Source organism: Robbsia sp. KACC 23696 (genome assembly GCF_039852015.1).
Lineage (GTDB): Bacteria > Pseudomonadota > Gammaproteobacteria > Burkholderiales > Burkholderiaceae > Robbsia.
In genome coordinates, this window is sequence record NZ_CP156626.1 from 1,963,543 (window position 1) to 1,979,851 (window position 16,309).

Below are 16,309 nucleotides of genomic sequence, written 5' to 3' on the forward strand. Positions count from 1 at the left end.
CGCGACCAATACAATGAACGACCACCAGCCTGGCATCGACGACTTGCGGATCTTCGCGTTGGTGAGCCGCTTATCCAGTTTCACTGCAGCGGCACTGCAGTTGTCGGTGCCGCGTTCGACCGCATCGACCGCCGTGAAACGCCTGGAAGATCAGCTGGGTGTGCGGCTGCTGCAGAGAACCACCCGGCGCGTCGTGCTCACGCATGAGGGCCAGGCACTGCTTGAGCGTAGCGAGCGACTGCTCGAGGACTTCGGGGAGCTCGCGACGATGTTTCACACCGGCACCACTGGGTTGAGCGGTCGGCTCAGTGTGGCGCTGCCACTCGGTATGGCAACCGGCATCATCATGACGGCGCTCCCCACCTTCACCGCGTCGCACCCGGCTTTGGAGATCGACATACACAGCGCCGATCGGCGGGTCGATGTCGTGGCCGACGGCTATGACTGCGTGGTCAGAGTAGGGCGCATCGTCGACGAATCGGTTGCTTGTCGACCGCTGGGGCAATTGGCGCTGATCAATGTCGCGAGCAGCGGGTATATCGCGCGACACGGCAAGCCGGATGACGTCGACGCGCTGGCGCATCATAGCCTGGTGAACTACCGGCCTAATCCGACCGATCCCCCCGACGAGTTCGTTTATCAAGATGCGGAACGCACCGTCCGCGTGCCAATGCGGCATCGCGTGACCGTCGACAATAGCGCCGCCTACAACGCGGCGTGTCGGGCCGGGTATGGCATCACGCAGACACCCTACATTTCGGCCGCGGCGGATTTGAAATCCGGCGTACTGGTAGAAATTCTCCCCGGCTATCGGGCCCAGCCCATGCCGATTTATCTGCTTTACCCGCACCGTCGCAACCTCCCGCCGAGAGTCCGTCTGTTCGGCGATTGGTTGAGCGAGGTCGTACGGACGCAAATGTCGGCTTAGCCGCACCATCGCGGCGGGACGGCGTTACCGTTTCCGGCGTACTAATGCACCCATGCGAACGCAGCGAGCGCAAGCATGACCGTTATCGCACCGCCGATCCGCGTTGCGATCTGAGCGAACGGCATCAGCGCCATCCGATTCGCAGCGGTCAAGATGGCGACATCGCCCGTCCCGCCCAAGCCGCTATGCGTGGCGTTGACGATCGCCGCTTCGATCGGATACATCCCGATCCATCGCGCAACGACGAAACCGGTGACGACCAAGGTCAGCACGGTGGACACGGCAGTCAGAATATTGGTCCAATGAAACGCCGTGGCGATTTCGCCCCACGGCGTCATCGCCACACTGATGGCGAACATCAAGGGGTAGGTTACCGAGGTCGAGAAAAAGCGATACATGACGCGCGCGCCGCCGCGAACGCTCGGGGAAACCAGATGGAAAATCTGCGCCGCGACGACGAACAGCAACATCATCACCGGCGCCGGCCAGCCCAGCGTCTGCTGCAACAGCATGCCGGCCAGATACAGTGCGATCGCGGTGGCGCCGGCCGCTGCAAGTGCGGTGACATCGATGCCGGCGGACGCCTCCTCGAAGGGCGATTCCTCACGTGCCTCATCCTGCGCCGATGCGATCGTCAGGCGTCCGTTTCCCGTCCAGGCCCGCTTGTGCGTTCCGAGATAGCTCAGCACGCCGGCGCAGCAGATGGCCACGATATTTCCGAGCATGACCGCGGACAAGGCCTGCGCAAAAATCGGCCCTTGTTCGACGCCCATGATGTGCGCATAACCGGCCGACAGCGGCAAGGCGCCTTCGCCGACGCCGCCGGCCATGATCGGAATGACCACCATGAACAGGGCGTGCCGGAGATCCAGGCCCAGCGCCACGCCCACTGCGGTACCGACGCAGGCGGCGGCAACGGAACCGACGGCGATCGGAATGAAAATACGCGCGAAGCCGCTGATCAGCGTACGACGGTCCATACTCAATACACTGCCGACGATGATGGCTGCGATGAACAGGTAGAGAAAATTCGACGACTTCGTGAAGTCGGTGATCGCCTTCGTCAATGGCGCCGGCATCCAGTGATAATAGACCAGCATCGACGGCAGGAAGGCGGCGAAAATCGAAGTCGCACCGATATGCCGAATCCACGGAATCCGCTTCGCGAGTTCGGCGCAGGTAAAGCCGCCTACGGCCACCAAGGCAATGCCGGTAGGGAGATCGGATGCCAGCTTGCCATGCAGCGTCATCGCGGCCAGGATGCCGATCAATAGCAGATAGATCGGCAGCGGTAGCGAGCCGATGCGTATATCGAACAGGCGCCACCACCGATGGCGCCAGCGTGTCGCCTCAGCGGGGCGGCCCGCGGATGTTGCGTGCAGGCGCGCGGCTTCCGTACCAGCATGATCTGTTGCAAGGGGTTTCATCGCACCGTCTCCGTTTGTCGTTCTAGACCAGCACAAACAACGCGACGCCGTAAATGACGGCGCTGACAAGAAACGTCATCATCGTGAAACCGAGCACGCGTTGGACACCCACGCCGGCCATGGCGACGACGGGCGCGGCCCAAAAGGGCTGCAACATATTCGAGACTTGCTCGCCCATCGCAACCGCCATCGTCGTGGCGGGGACGGACGCATGCAGCGATACCGCCGCCGGCACCACGAAGGGGCCTTGTACCGCCCAATGGCCGCCACCGCTCGGAATGAAGAACGTCACGATCAACGAACAGATATAGCTCCAGAACGGCAGCGTGTGCGCGTTCGAGATCGCGATGAAGAAATGCGAGACGACATCCGGCAAGCCGGTCGCGTCCATCATGCCCATGATGCCGCCGTAAAGCGGATACTGGAGCAACATCGAACCGCTCTGCTTTGTGGCGTTCTTGACCGCTTCACCATAGGCCAGCGGCGAACCGTGCAGGATCACGCCGGCAATGAACATCGTAAATATCACGGCGTTGACGCCGGAGACATTCAAGTGCTGAAACTGCGCCATCACAAAAACGCCGATGCCGCCTACGCCGATGAACGCACTGCCGATCCATGAGTGTTCGATCCAATGGGCAAAGCTGAGCTTGCCGACCGGGCGCTGACAAGGGGGCGGCTCCGGGTGTTTCTGCGTGTCCAGTACGACGGCGTTCTCGTCCGACGGTTTGAGCCAGGCAAGCACGAAAGGCATCACTGCCAGCGTAAGCAGCGTCGGAACGAGATTGAATACCGTGAACACGGTGCTCCCGAGTGGCAGCACCTGGCCGGTCAACTTCTGTACGACGTTCATCGGACTGCCCGCGGTGGCTTGGGCAAGAGCGATCGAACTCGACATACCGCTTGCCCAGACTACCCATCCTGAAAAACCGGCGGCAACGATCCAGGCGAAATCGACGCGCATGCGCTTCGCCACTTCACGCGCCAACAACGCACTGATCACCAGGCCGAAACCCCAGTTGAAGAAGGAGGCGACAGCCACGAGGACAAAGGTCAATGCGGCGGCTTGAATCGGCGTGCGGGCGATCGATACGATCGCCTTGAACACGCGCTGCACCGGTGGTGCATGCGCGAACGCATGGCCGGTCACAAGGATCAAGGTGATCTGGATCGCGAACGTCAGGATATCGAAAAACCCCTTGTACCAACCGCCGAAAAGACGCGGCAAGGTGGCATGCGGCGCGATCGCCAGCGACAGCACGGCGACGATCGCGGTGATCAGGATCGCCAGCACAAAGGGATCGGGCATCCAACGCTCGAAGAATCCGATGATCGCTTCGGTGAAACGTGTCTTAGGATCGGACGGGGCAACGGCCGCTTGCTTCATTTTTTTGTCTCCTGAGATGCGAGTGAGGGCGGCGCGTTCTACGCGCGCTCGTCCGTTTATGCCGCTTTTTTTTCTGTGTGGAATGCCGGATTTGTTCAGAAAGGGAAGTCGTACAGAACGCCGGGATTCCGTACCAGAATGCGTTCGCGAAGCGCCGTGTCGTCCGCCCATGTATCGAGGAGGGCGCGCAATCGGCCATCGTCCGGCTTCTGTGTTTCGGTCGTGTGCGGCCAGTCGCTGCCCCACACGACGCGTTCGGGAAGCGTGCCGATCCAGGCCTTTGCAACCGCACATCGATCGGCGTAAGAATCGGCCGCGCCCGTCAGCGAATCGAGATACGGCCCCGAAAGCTTGACCCAGACGCGGCCGGTTTCAGCCAGATCGCGGACGATGTCGAATGCCGGATGCTTAATGCCCGCAGGCTGCGGCAATCGCGCCATATGATCGAATACGATCGTGCACGGCAGGCGCTTCAACATCACGCGATGCGCGACGATCTGATCGGCTCGCCAATGCAACTGCACATGCCAGCCCAGATCGGCCATCCGATGCGACAGCGGTTCCACCATATCGAAGGACACTGCCGCGTTTGCCGGCGTGTACAAGGTGAAGCGGATACCGCGAATGCCGCCTGCATGAAGTGCCGCGAGTGCCGCATTGCTGATATCGGGATGCACCACGGCAACGCCGCGCGCCCGATCGACGCCCAGTTGTTGGATGGCGTCCAACGTGACGCGGTTATCGGTGCCGTAGTCGCGCGGTGTCACCACCACCGTGCGCTGCGTGCCTAGATCACGCTGGACCCGCCGGTAGTCCGATACGGACGCCGCGCTGCCGTGCGCGGCCATCGCGATACCGTCCGGTAGAAAGCGGGAATCATAGATATGCATATGCGCATCGCACGCCCTGTTGAGCATGGCGGCAGGCCGCGTCGGCGCATCGTTTTCAGTCCGGTGCGGGTCCACCGTCGTCTCCCTTTTTAGGTCGCGCATCTTGGGCGCTGTTATCGTATTTCCATCGCAACGGCGCGACTACAAGACCGCCCGCGTTTCGCGCAAGGCGGCAATGTCGTCTTCGCTCCAGCCGGCTTCTCGCAATACCGCCGTCGAGTGCTGACCGAAAGCCGGTGCGGCGAGCGGTTGCCCGGAGGGCATATCGCCGAAGCGGATCGGCTGCCGGAAGCCGCGATACCGCCCCACGCCGGGATAATCGTAGGTGGTGACCATTTCCTCGGCCAGCACTTGCGCATCGTCGAACATGTCTTCGACACTGCGGGCAGCGGCGCAGGGCACGGCCTCACCGAAGCAGTGTTCCCATTCGAGCGCACTGCGTGCGGACAGCGCCTCATGCAGCAGCGGAACGATTTCGTCGCGGTGCTGCGCGCGTTTTCGCACGCTGTCGTATCGCGCATCGTTCGCAAGCACATCGAGGCCGGTCTTTTCGCACAGCGCCTGCCAGAAGTGGGGCGTATTGGCCGAAATATAGAGATAGCCATCGCGCGTCGGATGAATGCCGGTGATGCCGCCGGAGCGCATGTCGCGACCGACATCCTTGCCCTCGCTCTCGGCCCAGATCATCCGCGCCGACTGCATTGTCAGCGCACTGCGCAGCAGGGAAACGCCGACGTATTGACCCACGCCGTTGCGTTCACGCGCGAACAACGCCGACGACACGCCGGCCGCGACCAATGACGCGGCGTAGTAGTCGACGACGGAGCCGTACAAGACTTCCGGCGGACCGTCTTGCTTGCCTTGCAAGGTGCACATGCCGGTCATCGTTTGCAAGACCTGATCGTAACCGGCCTTGTCTTTATTCGGCCCGGTTTCCCCATAGCCGGTCACCGCGCAGTAGACGAGCCGAGGGTTGATCGCACGTAACTGTTCATAGGCGATACCCAATCGAGCGGGGACGCTGGGCCGGAAATTGTGCACCAGCACGTCGGCTGTCTTGACCAGCGCCATCAACACCTGCAAGGCGGCTGCTTGTTTGAGATCGAGAACCAGACCGCGTTTGCCGCGATTGACGCCGAGAAAGGCACGGCTTTCCGCTTCCAACGTCGACGGATATTTGCGCAGATTATCGCCGGTAGGCGGTTCGATCTTGATGACCTCGGCACCCTGGTCGGCGAGTAGCGTGCAACCATAAGGCCCGGCGATATAGGCGCTCAGATCCAGCACGCGCACGCCGGAAAGCGGCCCGGCGGTGTCTCGGTTGTCGACCTGCGGCGTGGTATCCATCTGTTGTTCCCTCAAAATCTTGATAAAAAACGTCGGTGCTGCAGGCATCGCGTCGCGCGATCCTGAAAAACTGCCGTGCTACTTTGCATCGATCAGCCCAAGCCTTTCGGCTTCTCGAACGAGTGCCAGAGCCCGATTGAAGAAGGGCGGGTCGATCATCCTGCCATCCACCACATAAGCGCCCACGCCGTTTTTTTCTGCGGTATGCGCCGCCTCGACCACGCGTACCGCATGCGCGATGTCGTCGTCGGACGGTCGGAACACATCGTTCGCGATGGCAATCTGACTGGGGTGGATGCAGGTCTTGCCGAGAAAGCCCAGACCGTGAGCGAGTTGTGCTTCTTCCCGATAGCCGTCCGTGTCCTTGATATTGGCGAAGGCACCGTCGTAGGCATAAATGCCGGCTTCGCCCGCAGCGAGACGCACGGCAAACATCGCCTGCTGGATCGCCACCGTCACGCCGCGTCGGATACCGAGCGGCTCGAACAAATCGCCAAGCCCGAGTTGTAAGCCCTTGACCCGCGGATGCGCGGCGGCCAAATGGGCAGCAAGGCGCAACGATCGCGGCGTCTCGATATTCAGCAGAAGTCCAATCGGAGAGGGCACATCGTGGCGTGCTTCAGCGTCTTCCAGCGCACCGATGACGCGCAATACATCGTCGACGGATTCTGCCTTGGGAAGATTGATCAGATCCAATCCGGGACGTACGACGGCCGCGATATCGGCTGCGAAATGCACGGTATCCAATGCATTGACGCGCACGATCCATGTCTGCGTTTTCGTCGCAACGGAATCGGGGGAGAGCAGTGCGCGTAAGTTGTCGCGCGCCTCCGGCTTGCGTTCGGGGCTTACCGCATCTTCGAGATCGAAGGACAGCGCGTCGGCCGCGCCGGCGCGTGCTTTCGCGAACAACTCCGGTCGCGAAGCAGGAACGAACAGCTTGCTTCTCATGTCTCCGCATCCATTCTTGTTTTTAATGAGAGACAGTCTAGATGTTGCGCTTAATAAGATAAACTATTCACCTCTACCTTTTACATTAAGCAAAACTATCTTCATGGACGTATCGTTTCTAGCCAATCTGTTGCTGGTCGTCGATTGCGGATCGATGGCGGAGGCGGCCAGACGGATCGGCGTGACGCCCGCCGCGGTTGCGCAGCAAGTCCAGGCCTTGGAGCGGGAAATGGGCGTGGACTTGCTGGTGCGTTCAGGTCGCACGGTGATGCCGACGGAAGCCGGGTATCGCGTCATTGCGCGTGCGCGCGACTTGGTGCGCGACTTCGCTGCACTAAAAGCATTCGCGCAGGAGGGCGAGCCGGTAGGAGAGCTGCGAATCGGCACGATCATGACGGCGCTCCTGAGCCTGATGCCGGACGTGCTTGCCGGCTTCTCCGGCGCATTCCCGAAGGCGAAGGTGTTGATTCGCGCCGGTACGTCGATGGAACTCTATGAGGATCTACAGCGCGGGGATTTGGATGTCGCCGTCTGCCTGCACCCCGATTTCGCTCTACCGAAGGCGTATGACTGGCATTTGCTGCGCGAGGAAGCGATCGTCGTCATGGCGCCCGGCGCCCTGGCGGATCAGGACCCACACGATCTATTGCGCCGCGAGCCCTTCATCCGATACGACCGGTCGCTTGGCGGCGGCAAGCAAGCAGACGACTATCTCCGCAGCGTGAAGATCGTGCCGCAGGAATTGTTCGAACTGAATTCCCTGGTCGCCATCATGATGATGGTGGAGCGGGGCTTGGGGGTCTCGTTGGTACCCGACATCGTCTCGCCGGTGACACGCTCTTTGAACGTCGCGAAACTGCCGCTACCGATTGCTACGCCACCGCGCCGCTTCGGCGTGTTGTGGCATCGAACCTCGCCGCGTGGACGCCTCATCCGCGGCTTTCTGGAATGTGCCGATAAGGTGGTGCAGACGTAAAAGCGCAGCGGCCGAAACACACGCTGTTTCGGCCGCATTCATTCTCTATCTTGCAATAAAACAGATCTTTATTTCTTCGGGTGGCATTCGCCGTTCGAATAGGCCGCTTTATCCAAGGGCGTAAGGCCCGGGATCACGAACGCAGTGCAGGTGAAGCGCCGGCCGCGAGCGGTAGTCGCGTCGTACGAGATCTGTCTGCCACCCAAGCTGTTCTTCTGTTCGTAAATGACATTCGTCACGGTGATTTCATCCGACGATGCCAGCCCGAGCGTCTTCGCGGTCGTCGTCTGCATTTCCGTCATATTCAATTGTGCGCTGCCGCAAGCGGATAGGGCAGCCACTGCCACGAGCAAGCCGACGCGCTGCACTGTTACGGATAACCCCATTTCTCAACCCTGAAAGGAATATTAAGATCTGTAATGTACCATTACATCGGCGAAAGGAACAAATACTTTTTGAGATAGCCAGCTTCGGTACGAGTCAGTATTCCCGTAGTGCATTACCATTGCGCGTGGCGCGATTCATCCGAAATCGCGAATTTCTTTCGGGCCTTTTCCGGTCCATCGCTTGAGCGCACGGCGGAAGTTGGCCGTGTCGGTAAAGCCGACAAGCATCGCGACGTCGTCGGTGCTGAGCTTCGTCGTTTTAAGATATTCCGTGGCGAGCGAGCAGCGCACATCGTCCACGAGCGTCACGAAAGACGTGCCTTCCGCTTCCAGGCGCCGCCGTAACGTCCTGCTCGTCATTTTCAAGGCGTCCGCCACCGTTTCCATACTGGGAAACGCGCCAGGCTTGCGCATCAGGACTTGATACACTTCGCCGGACACGCCCGTCGAGGTCTTGGCTTCGCCGATCAGGCGATCGCACGTCTCTTGCAACATCGCGGCGGAATGGCGGTGCGCCAGATGCGGCTGCATGTCCAATATCGCGCTGTCGTAAATCAATTGGCAGTGCTCGGCACCGAACTCGCACGGGCAGCCGAGATATTCCGTATAGAGCGGCGCATGAGGCGGCTCGGGGTAAGAGAAGCGCGCCAGCAGCGGCGGACAACGTCGGCCCGCGACATCCTCCAAATGCGTCACGTGTTGCGTGTACTGCTGCTCAAGCAGAAACTGCTGCACCTCATGCGGGAGATTCGTCGAAAAGGCCTCGGGAAAGGTCCATTCCGACGTCTCCGGATATTCGTGCCATTCGATGGTCGTCGTCGGGGTCGCGAGTGGATGGTATTTCACGCCGAGACGGAAATAGTCTCTCAAAGAAAGACAGGACATCAGGGCATACCCGTACATGCCATACGCAGCGAGATGGAGTCTTGCTCCCGTCCGGAATGGCGTGCCGGGATCCGACGACAGGCTGATCGCATTTCGACATACCAGCGCATATTGACGAACCGACGTCATCACCGATGCATCGTAGATCTCGTCCGGTGTGACCCCTGTGCCTTTGAGGCTGTCCGCCGGATCGATACCTTGCGCCGCGAGGACTTCCACCAAGGCCGCAATCTTGTAGGGCGCGTAGATACGTTCGTTCGATACCGGAAATCGCGTAGACACCACAGCCCCTGATCGATGTCCTGAAGGGACATCAGATTGTCCGAAAATGACCTTTCACGTCGGATCGTATCTCACTACGATGAGCGAGACAAGAATACGGGAGACAATCCGAATGAGCCATCCGAACAGCAAAGTCATCATCACATGTGCCGTGACGGGATCGGCCCATGTGCCATCGATGTCGGACTATTTGCCGTTGACGCCGGACGACATCCGGACCCAGGCCCTGGAAGCCGCGGAAGCGGGCGCCGCGATCCTGCATCTGCATGCGCGTCATCCCGAAGATGGCCGACCGACGCCGGCACCGGAGGTGTTCCGGCAGTTCGTTCCGGCGATCGCCGCGCAAACGGATGCGGTGATCAATATCTCGACAGGCGGCAGCACGCGGATGACGCTCGACGAACGCCTGGCGTATGCGCGCCTCGCCAAACCCGAAATGTGTTCATTGAACATGGGATCGATGAACTTTTCCCTGCATCCGGTGGCGGCCAAGATAACGTCCTGGCGCTTCGACTGGGAGAAAGAATATATCGAGGGAATGGAAGACATGATCTTCCGCAACACCTTTCTCGATATCAAACGCATCCTGACCGAGTTTCACGAATACGGTACGCGTTTCGAGTTCGAATGCTACGACGTGGGACATCTCTATAACCTGGCGTATTTCGTCGATGCCGGCTTGGTCAAGCCACCGTTCTTTATCCAGGCTGTCATCGGCATCCTCGGCGGCATCGGTCCGGATCCGGAGAATCTCGGCGTCATGCGTGCGACGGCGGACCGCTTGTTCGGACGCGAGAACTATCACTTCTCGGTACTGGGCGCAGGTCGACATCAGATGTCGCTCGTCACCATGGGCGCGATCCTGGGCGGCAACGTTCGGGTCGGATTGGAGGACAGCGTCTATCTTGCAAAAGGCGTGAAGGCCAAATCGAATGCGGAGCAGGTGAGAAAGATCCGACAGATTCTTGAGGCCCTTTCATTCGAGATCGCGACGCCGTCCGACGCCCGTGCCATGCTCGGCCTGAAGGGACGCGACAAGGTCTCGCTGTAGCGGCGTGGGCGCCGCGCGCTTGCACGCCGTGTGAAGTGACATTATTTCCCGCATCCTGCACATCGACCTTCGATACGACAGGGCCAATAAAGGGGCGAAGCGGGGCCCTTTACGGAGACAACGATGACTGCCACGACGTATGACCCCGAAGTAGACGCGCCGCATCGACGCGCCACCGCCAAAGCCATGGCGCGCCTGCTGCCGATGATGTGCGCGATCTACTTCATGTCCTTCATCGATCGCACGAATGTGGCGCTGGCCAAGACGGCGCTGGCTGCCGACCTCGGTATCAGTGCCTCGGCGTACGGCCTGGGCGCCGGCATTTTCTTTATCGGCTATGCACTGCTGGAGGTTCCAAGCAATCTCGCCGCCCATCGCTATGGCCCGCGCAAGTGGATCGCGCGTATCGCCGTGACGTGGGGGGTGCTCTCGACGGCGATGATGTTCGTGCAGGGGACCACGTCGTTCTATGTGTTGCGCGTGCTGCTCGGCATCGCCGAAGCCGGCTTGTTTCCCGCGCTGATGTATATGGTCACGCTGTGGTTCGCCCCGAAGGATCGCCCGGTCGCGGTCGGTTGGATCTATACCGCGCCGTCCGTCGCCTTGATCGTCGGCAGCCCGCTGGGCGCCGCATTGATGCAGTTAGGTGGGCGGGGCGGCTTGCATGGCTGGCAATGGATGTTTCTTCTGGAGGGGGTACCGACGGTGCTATTGGGTATCGTCCTGTATTTCACGCTGCCTGACCGTCCCACCGACGTTCGCTGGTTGTCGTCCCAGGAAGCGCAGGCACTCGAAACGCACGCGGTGATCGATACCCACGGACGCGCGGACCTCAGCTCGGCGCATTGGATCGCGGCGATCAAGCGCCCGACTACGATCCTGATCGCCTTGATCTATTTCCTGAATCAAGTCGCCTTCGTCGGCCTCTATTTCTTCACGCCGTCGATCGTTGCGCAGATGCATGTTGCGTCGCCGCTTCTCGTCGGCGTGTTATCGAGTAGCGTCGGGATCGGTTTCCTCGTTGGGGTGCTGACGCTTCCACGCATACACCGTCGGGTCAAGAACGAATGTCGTTTCCTCGGCATTCTGACCGCGGGCGTGGTCATCAGTGCCTGCACGTTTATCGCCACGCGCAATCAGGCCGCGCAGATCACGCTACTCGGCATCACCGGCTTTTTCGCCGGCGGCATCCTTCCGTCGTACTGGTCCATCGCGATGAAACGGCTTCAGGGCGTGCAGGCCGCGGCCGGCCTGGCCTTCATCAATACCGTCGGCTTATTGGGCGGATTTGTCGGCCCTTATCTCTTCGGGCTGGCAGAAGCAATGACGGGAAGAAGCGACGCCGGCTTCAATATCGTCGTGGCGGCGTCCGTACTGGGGCTGATCCTCGTGCCGCTTTTGGCCAAAGCGATTCATACTGCCGAGCGGCCGTCTTACCTGGCCGGCGGCGCGAGCGACTTGCACATCTCAAAAAGCTGAACGACTTTCAGTTTCGTCGGGCGCCGTTCGAAGCGGCCGCCATGACGAATGTCATCTAGCCATTTCGCAGCGATATGAACCTATGAATACCTATGCGCTTCTGAAACCGCAGCCCGGCTTGCGCGTATTGATCTCGGGCGCCGCGTCCGGCATCGGTGCCGCCATCGCCGATGCCTTCCTCGAAGTGGAGGCGCAAGTCTATATCTGCGACGTCGATGCCGCAGCGGTCGAGGCCGCCCGCGATCGCAAACCAACGCTGTACGCCGGCGTTGCCGATGTCGGCAGTCGGGAAGCGGTGGACAAGGTCATCGACGACGCATGCGCCAAGTTAGGCGGCATCGATCTGCTGATCAACAATGCGGGCATTGCCGGTCCGACCGGCGAGGTCGAAAAGATCGCGCCCGACGCGTGGGAACGCACGATATCGACCAATCTCAACAGCCAGTATTACTTCCTGCACAAAGCGGTGCCGGTGCTTAAAGCCAGCTCGCAACAGGCTGGCATCATCGCCATGTCGTCGGTGGCGGGCCGCTTGGGATACGCGTTTCGCACGCCGTACGCCGCGAGCAAATGGGCGATCGTCGGCATGGTCAAATCGCTCGCCATCGAACTGGGCCCCAGCAATATCCGCGTGAACGCGATCCTGCCAGGCATCGTCGAGGGGGAGAGAATGGACAAGGTCATCGCCGCGCGTGCGGAGGCGAAGGCACTGCCTTTCGATGAAATGAAAGCCGAATATCTGAACAAGATCTCGCTCCGTCGCATGGTCACCGTGGACGATATCGCGGCAACCGCACTGTTTCTCGCTTCGCCGGCAGGGCGCAACATTTCAGGACAAGCCATTAGCGTCGATGGCAATGTCGAATATCTATGACAAGGCCGTCAGATGAAATTGGAAGGTAAGGTCGCGATCATCACCGGTGCCGGGCAAGGCATCGGCGCCGCCACGGCGCGGAAATTTGCGAGAGAAGGGGCCATCGTCGTTGCCTGCGATACAAACACGGACGCGGTGCAGTCCATTGCTGCGGCTTGCCTGGAAAACGGTAGCCACGCGATCGGCATCACGCTCGATGTCGCGAACCGTGCGGCGATCGACGATATGGTGCACACCGTGGCCGAGCGTTTCGGACGCGTCGACATCCTAGTCAACAATGCCGGCATCACCCGTGACGCCCGCCTGGAGAAGATGACGCTTGCGCAGTTCGATCAGGTCATCGACGTGAATCTGCGTGGGGTATTTCACGCGACACAGGCCGTCAGCGAGTACATGGTGCGACAACAGGCCGGGGTCATTCTGAACGCGAGTTCGGTCGTCGGCATTTATGGCAATTTTGGCCAGACCAACTACGCGGCCGCAAAGTTTGGCGTGATCGGATTCACGAAGACCTGGAGCCGTGAACTCGGGCCGAAAGGCATCCGTGTGAATGCCGTCGCACCCGGGTTTATCGAGACACCGATCCTGTCGACGGTACCGCATGAGGTCATCGAAAAGATGCGGGGACAGGTGCCGCTGCGACGTCTCGGAAAGCCGGAGGAAATCGCCAATGTTTACGCGTTTCTGGCCAGCGACGAGGCCAGTTATATTAATGGCGCCGTAATCGAAGTATCGGGGGGCATGACGCTTTGAGCGGGGTGCCAGACCGCCGTCAAGGCTCGGCCTGCGTCGTATCGTCGATGCCTGAATGATGCCCGGCACCGCTTGCGTGGGCCGGCATCGATCCGCTTCCTCCGCCTCCGCCTCCACCGCCGCCGCCAGCGTTCTTGCCGCTCCCATCGCCACCACCGCCTTCTTTCCCTTTGCCGCCCGCGGGTCGCGCCGGACCCTGTGGCGGAATCGTGATATCGCCAGGCATGCGATCCAAATCGAGCACCTTGCGGATGAAGTCGCGCAGCGAGACGACCAGCGCCGCCGTATGCACGGTATGGCCTTGGATCATTTGCTGCGCCGCCTCGGCGGCAAGGCGCACCTGCTCCTCGGTACCCAGCAGAATAATATCGGCGAGGGCGCCTTCGACCGCGTCACGGATACGGCGCGAGCGGTCGGACCCGCCTGGCTCCCTGGCCTCGTCGATCGGTCCATGTAGAGGCGCCGCGCCTTCGGCACGGTCCAGTGCCGCTTCGGCGGCTGGGGGGACCGCCATCGACGCGCGCTTGAGGTCGCGAAGATGGGTCGGATCGACGTCGAGATTGCCGGTAAACGATCCCCCCAGCGTCTTGTAGGCGGCGATCAGCGTGCGCAACCTTTCATTGATCTGTCGGTTCTGCCGCTCCCGTCGCTGCTGCACCACCTGCATCACCAGCAGCCGGATACCGACGCCAAGCAGGGTGATGATCGCAAGCCCGAGCAACGTCGACAGCATGGCTTGCCATGAACTGAAATCCAGATTACGCATTCAAAACGGTCAAAAGAAGGGCGACTCAGCGCCGGACGGGCCATGCCAGGGCGGCGGAGCCGCCTCGGCATTGGCACAGACATCCTTTCCAGTATGAAACAGCCTTGGAAATGGTGCAGCGTCGCGGCGCGCGCGACGGTGGGACTGTGCGACGGGTGCGATCCAGAAGCGGCCGGCTTAACAAAAACGAATCCCCAATATCAGAAAACGTATGTTCAGACGAGCGATCGAATGTCGTAAAGGAGGTACTCGAGAAAAAAACGATTCAACGGAGGAGACTTACGATGCGTGTGTCCATTCAATCGCGGCTTGCGCTGGCGATGGGGTTGTTGTCGGTATTACTGCTCTCGGTGGGCGTGTTCGGCATCGTCGGCATGACCTATAGCAACGACGCCAATCTCGATACCTATACGAACAAGCTGCCCAGCGCGAACTTTATCGGTGAGGCCGAACTCAGCTTGCAGCGCGAACGCACGGCCTTATTGCGCGGCGCATTGGATACGTCCTCCGCGAAGAATATTCAAGATACCGTCGAACATGAAAAAGCGTTCCGCCGGATGGCGCGGAACGCCTTGGACGGTTATATGAAACTGCCGCAGTCGGCGGACGAGGCGGTATTGGCGAAAGCGTTGATGGCACGACGCGCGGACATGGATCAGGGCCTCGATGTCTTCGCGCAGGCGCTGATGGCGAGGGACGGCCCGCAAATCATGCACGCGGCGCTCGAGAACAATACCTTATACGGCGCCTACCATGATGCCAGCGATACCTTGCGCAAGCTGCAAGTTCACGATGCGGGCATCGCATTCGACGCGCAACAACGTTGGTATCGGGTGCTTCGCCTGGTCACGGTCGCGTCGCTGATCGTCGGGCTGATCACGGCAGTCTGGAGTTTTCTCAGTCTGCGACGTGCCATTGCCCGTCCGCTCGCCGAATCGCTGTCGCATTTCGCGCGTATCGCGGAAGGGGACCTGACACAACGCGTCACGGTCAGCTCCGAAGACGAGATGGGGCAATTGATGCGCGGGATTGCCGATATGCAAGCACGGCTCTTGCAAACGGTGCGCGACGTGCGTCAGGGTAGCGAGGCCATCGCGCTGGCCACCACGGAAGTGGCGGCCGGCAATCAAGACCTTTCGGCGCGCACTGAAGAACAGGCGGCATCGCTGCAGGAGACGGCTGCGAGCATGGAAGAACTGACGGCGACGGTGAAGCACAATACCGATAATGCCGCGCTGGCGCGTCAACTCGCGTCCACTGCGCGCGATGTCACCGTATCCGGCGGTGCCTTGGTAAAAGACGTGGTCCACACGATGACCGAGATCAGCGGAAGTGCCACGCACATCGCCGACATCACCAGCATCATCGAGGGCATCGCGTTCCAAACCAATATCCTCGCGCTGAATGCGGCGGTGGAAGCGGCGCGCGCTGGGGAACACGGTCGTGGGTTTGCCGTTGTCGCCTCCGAGGTCCGCACGCTGGCGCACCGCTCCAGCGTGGCGGCAAAAGAAATCAAGGGTTTGATCGGCACATCGGTCGACCATGTCCGTAACGGCAGTGCGCTGGTGGTCAAGACCGGCTCGGCGATGGCGGAGATCAGCAGCTCGATACAGCGTGTTTATGACATCGTCGAGGAGATCGCCGCGGCGTCGGAGGAACAAAGTCGCGGCATCGAGCAGGTCAATCAAGCGGTGTCTCAGATGGATAGCGTCACGCAGCAGAACGCTGCTCTGGTCGAGCAGGCTGCCGCCGCGGCCGCATCGTTGGAAGCACAGGCGGAAAACCTGCGTGCGACCGTGGTCAGCTTCAAGACCGATGCCGTGGCGAAGGAGAGCATGCGCCTGGGTAATCCGCAGCGACTTGGCGCGCCATCGATGGCCTTTCCTTGAGCCGCCCACGGACCGGGTGAATATCGTCAGTGAAAATA

The 16,309-nt window shown here is 60.7% G+C and carries 15 protein-coding genes; 7 read left to right on the forward strand and 8 right to left on the reverse strand.

Annotation, left to right across the window (positions count from 1 at the left end):
- Window positions 1-13: 13 nt before the first annotated feature.
- Window positions 14-928: a LysR family transcriptional regulator gene (locus ABEG21_RS08245; protein WP_347554184.1), complete on the forward strand. Its 915-nt coding sequence runs from the start codon at window positions 14-16 to the stop codon at window positions 926-928.
- A 41-nt stretch (window positions 929-969) separates the two neighbouring features.
- Here ABEG21_RS08245 and ABEG21_RS08250 read toward each other — a convergent pair whose 3' ends face one another.
- The 5 genes from ABEG21_RS08250 to ABEG21_RS08270 form a co-directional block, all read right to left on the reverse strand.
- Window positions 970-2,355, reverse strand: coding sequence for a 2-hydroxycarboxylate transporter family protein (locus ABEG21_RS08250; RefSeq protein WP_347554185.1), 1,386 nt, complete (start codon window positions 2,353-2,355; stop codon window positions 970-972).
- Between the two features lie 22 nt (window positions 2,356-2,377).
- The gene (locus ABEG21_RS08255; protein ID WP_347554186.1) at window positions 2,378-3,742 is read right to left on the reverse strand and encodes a TIGR00366 family protein; all 1,365 of its coding nucleotides are present in this window, start codon (window positions 3,740-3,742) and stop codon (window positions 2,378-2,380) included.
- Between the two features lie 95 nt (window positions 3,743-3,837).
- Window positions 3,838-4,659: an amidohydrolase family protein gene (locus ABEG21_RS08260; RefSeq protein ID WP_347556678.1), complete on the reverse strand. Its 822-nt coding sequence runs from the start codon at window positions 4,657-4,659 to the stop codon at window positions 3,838-3,840.
- A gap of 114 nt (window positions 4,660-4,773) precedes the next feature.
- The gene (locus ABEG21_RS08265) at window positions 4,774-5,979 is read right to left on the reverse strand and encodes a CoA transferase (protein ID WP_347554187.1); all 1,206 of its coding nucleotides are present in this window, start codon (window positions 5,977-5,979) and stop codon (window positions 4,774-4,776) included.
- 78 nt (window positions 5,980-6,057) lie between these two features.
- Window positions 6,058-6,930, reverse strand: a complete 873-nt coding sequence (locus ABEG21_RS08270; RefSeq protein WP_347554188.1) for a CoA ester lyase — start codon at window positions 6,928-6,930, stop codon at window positions 6,058-6,060.
- A gap of 103 nt (window positions 6,931-7,033) precedes the next feature.
- On the opposite strand from ABEG21_RS08270, the gene ABEG21_RS08275 reads away from it, so the two are divergent.
- Window positions 7,034-7,906, forward strand: a complete 873-nt coding sequence (locus tag ABEG21_RS08275; protein ID WP_347554189.1) for a LysR family transcriptional regulator — start codon at window positions 7,034-7,036, stop codon at window positions 7,904-7,906.
- Between the two features lie 68 nt (window positions 7,907-7,974).
- Here the strand turns inward: ABEG21_RS08275 and ABEG21_RS08280 are convergent, their stop codons facing one another.
- Both ABEG21_RS08280 and ABEG21_RS08285 read right to left on the reverse strand, forming a co-directional pair.
- Window positions 7,975-8,292 (reverse strand): hypothetical protein, encoded by a 318-nt coding sequence (locus ABEG21_RS08280; protein WP_347554190.1) that lies wholly within the window; start codon window positions 8,290-8,292, stop codon window positions 7,975-7,977.
- A gap of 135 nt (window positions 8,293-8,427) precedes the next feature.
- Window positions 8,428-9,459, reverse strand: a complete 1,032-nt coding sequence (locus ABEG21_RS08285; RefSeq protein ID WP_347554191.1) for an AraC family transcriptional regulator — start codon at window positions 9,457-9,459, stop codon at window positions 8,428-8,430.
- Between the two features lie 112 nt (window positions 9,460-9,571).
- Between ABEG21_RS08285 and ABEG21_RS08290 the strand changes: the two genes are divergently transcribed.
- The 4 genes from ABEG21_RS08290 to fabG all read left to right on the forward strand — a co-directional run bounded on the left by ABEG21_RS08290 (window position 9,572) and on the right by fabG (window position 13,616).
- Window positions 9,572-10,510, forward strand: coding sequence for a 3-keto-5-aminohexanoate cleavage protein (locus ABEG21_RS08290; protein WP_347554192.1), 939 nt, complete (start codon window positions 9,572-9,574; stop codon window positions 10,508-10,510).
- A 123-nt stretch (window positions 10,511-10,633) separates the two neighbouring features.
- Entirely contained in the window at window positions 10,634-11,989 is a 1,356-nt protein-coding gene (locus ABEG21_RS08295; RefSeq protein ID WP_347554194.1) for an MFS transporter, read from the forward strand.
- Between the two features lie 82 nt (window positions 11,990-12,071).
- The gene (locus ABEG21_RS08300) at window positions 12,072-12,863 is read left to right on the forward strand and encodes an SDR family oxidoreductase (protein WP_347554196.1); all 792 of its coding nucleotides are present in this window, start codon (window positions 12,072-12,074) and stop codon (window positions 12,861-12,863) included.
- A gap of 12 nt (window positions 12,864-12,875) precedes the next feature.
- Window positions 12,876-13,616 carry a 3-oxoacyl-ACP reductase FabG gene (fabG, locus tag ABEG21_RS08305; RefSeq protein WP_347554198.1) on the forward strand — a complete coding sequence of 247 codons (741 nt, stop codon included), beginning with the start codon at window positions 12,876-12,878 and terminating at the stop codon, window positions 13,614-13,616.
- A 19-nt stretch (window positions 13,617-13,635) separates the two neighbouring features.
- Here the strand turns inward: fabG and ABEG21_RS08310 are convergent, their stop codons facing one another.
- Complete coding sequence (locus tag ABEG21_RS08310) at window positions 13,636-14,382, reverse strand: hypothetical protein (protein WP_347554199.1); 747 nt, start codon at window positions 14,380-14,382, stop codon at window positions 13,636-13,638.
- 284 nt (window positions 14,383-14,666) lie between these two features.
- Here ABEG21_RS08310 and ABEG21_RS08315 point away from each other — a divergent pair, with 284 nt between their 5' ends.
- Window positions 14,667-16,271 (forward strand): methyl-accepting chemotaxis protein, encoded by a 1,605-nt coding sequence (locus ABEG21_RS08315; RefSeq protein WP_347554200.1) that lies wholly within the window; start codon window positions 14,667-14,669, stop codon window positions 16,269-16,271.
- The last annotated feature ends 38 nt before the right edge of the window (window positions 16,272-16,309 follow it).

Coding starts and splice junctions, on each gene's coding strand:
- ABEG21_RS08265 (WP_347554187.1), bottom strand. CDS start 5,979: ATGGATACCACGCCGCAGGTCGACAACCGAGACACCGCCGGGCCGCTT.
- ABEG21_RS08290 (WP_347554192.1), top strand. CDS start 9,572: ATGAGCCATCCGAACAGCAAAGTCATCATCACATGTGCCGTGACGGGA.
- ABEG21_RS08270 (WP_347554188.1), bottom strand. CDS start 6,930: ATGAGAAGCAAGCTGTTCGTTCCTGCTTCGCGACCGGAGTTGTTCGCG.
- ABEG21_RS08255 (WP_347554186.1), bottom strand. CDS start 3,742: ATGAAGCAAGCGGCCGTTGCCCCGTCCGATCCTAAGACACGTTTCACC.
- ABEG21_RS08295 (WP_347554194.1), top strand. CDS start 10,634: ATGACTGCCACGACGTATGACCCCGAAGTAGACGCGCCGCATCGACGC.
- ABEG21_RS08260 (WP_347556678.1), bottom strand. CDS start 4,659: ATGCTCAACAGGGCGTGCGATGCGCATATGCATATCTATGATTCCCGC.
- ABEG21_RS08300 (WP_347554196.1), top strand. CDS start 12,072: ATGAATACCTATGCGCTTCTGAAACCGCAGCCCGGCTTGCGCGTATTG.
- ABEG21_RS08250 (WP_347554185.1), bottom strand. CDS start 2,355: ATGAAACCCCTTGCAACAGATCATGCTGGTACGGAAGCCGCGCGCCTG.
- ABEG21_RS08310 (WP_347554199.1), bottom strand. CDS start 14,382: ATGCGTAATCTGGATTTCAGTTCATGGCAAGCCATGCTGTCGACGTTG.
- ABEG21_RS08275 (WP_347554189.1), top strand. CDS start 7,034: ATGGACGTATCGTTTCTAGCCAATCTGTTGCTGGTCGTCGATTGCGGA.
- fabG (WP_347554198.1), top strand. CDS start 12,876: ATGAAATTGGAAGGTAAGGTCGCGATCATCACCGGTGCCGGGCAAGGC.
- ABEG21_RS08315 (WP_347554200.1), top strand. CDS start 14,667: ATGCGTGTGTCCATTCAATCGCGGCTTGCGCTGGCGATGGGGTTGTTG.
- ABEG21_RS08245 (WP_347554184.1), top strand. CDS start 14: ATGAACGACCACCAGCCTGGCATCGACGACTTGCGGATCTTCGCGTTG.
- ABEG21_RS08280 (WP_347554190.1), bottom strand. CDS start 8,292: ATGGGGTTATCCGTAACAGTGCAGCGCGTCGGCTTGCTCGTGGCAGTG.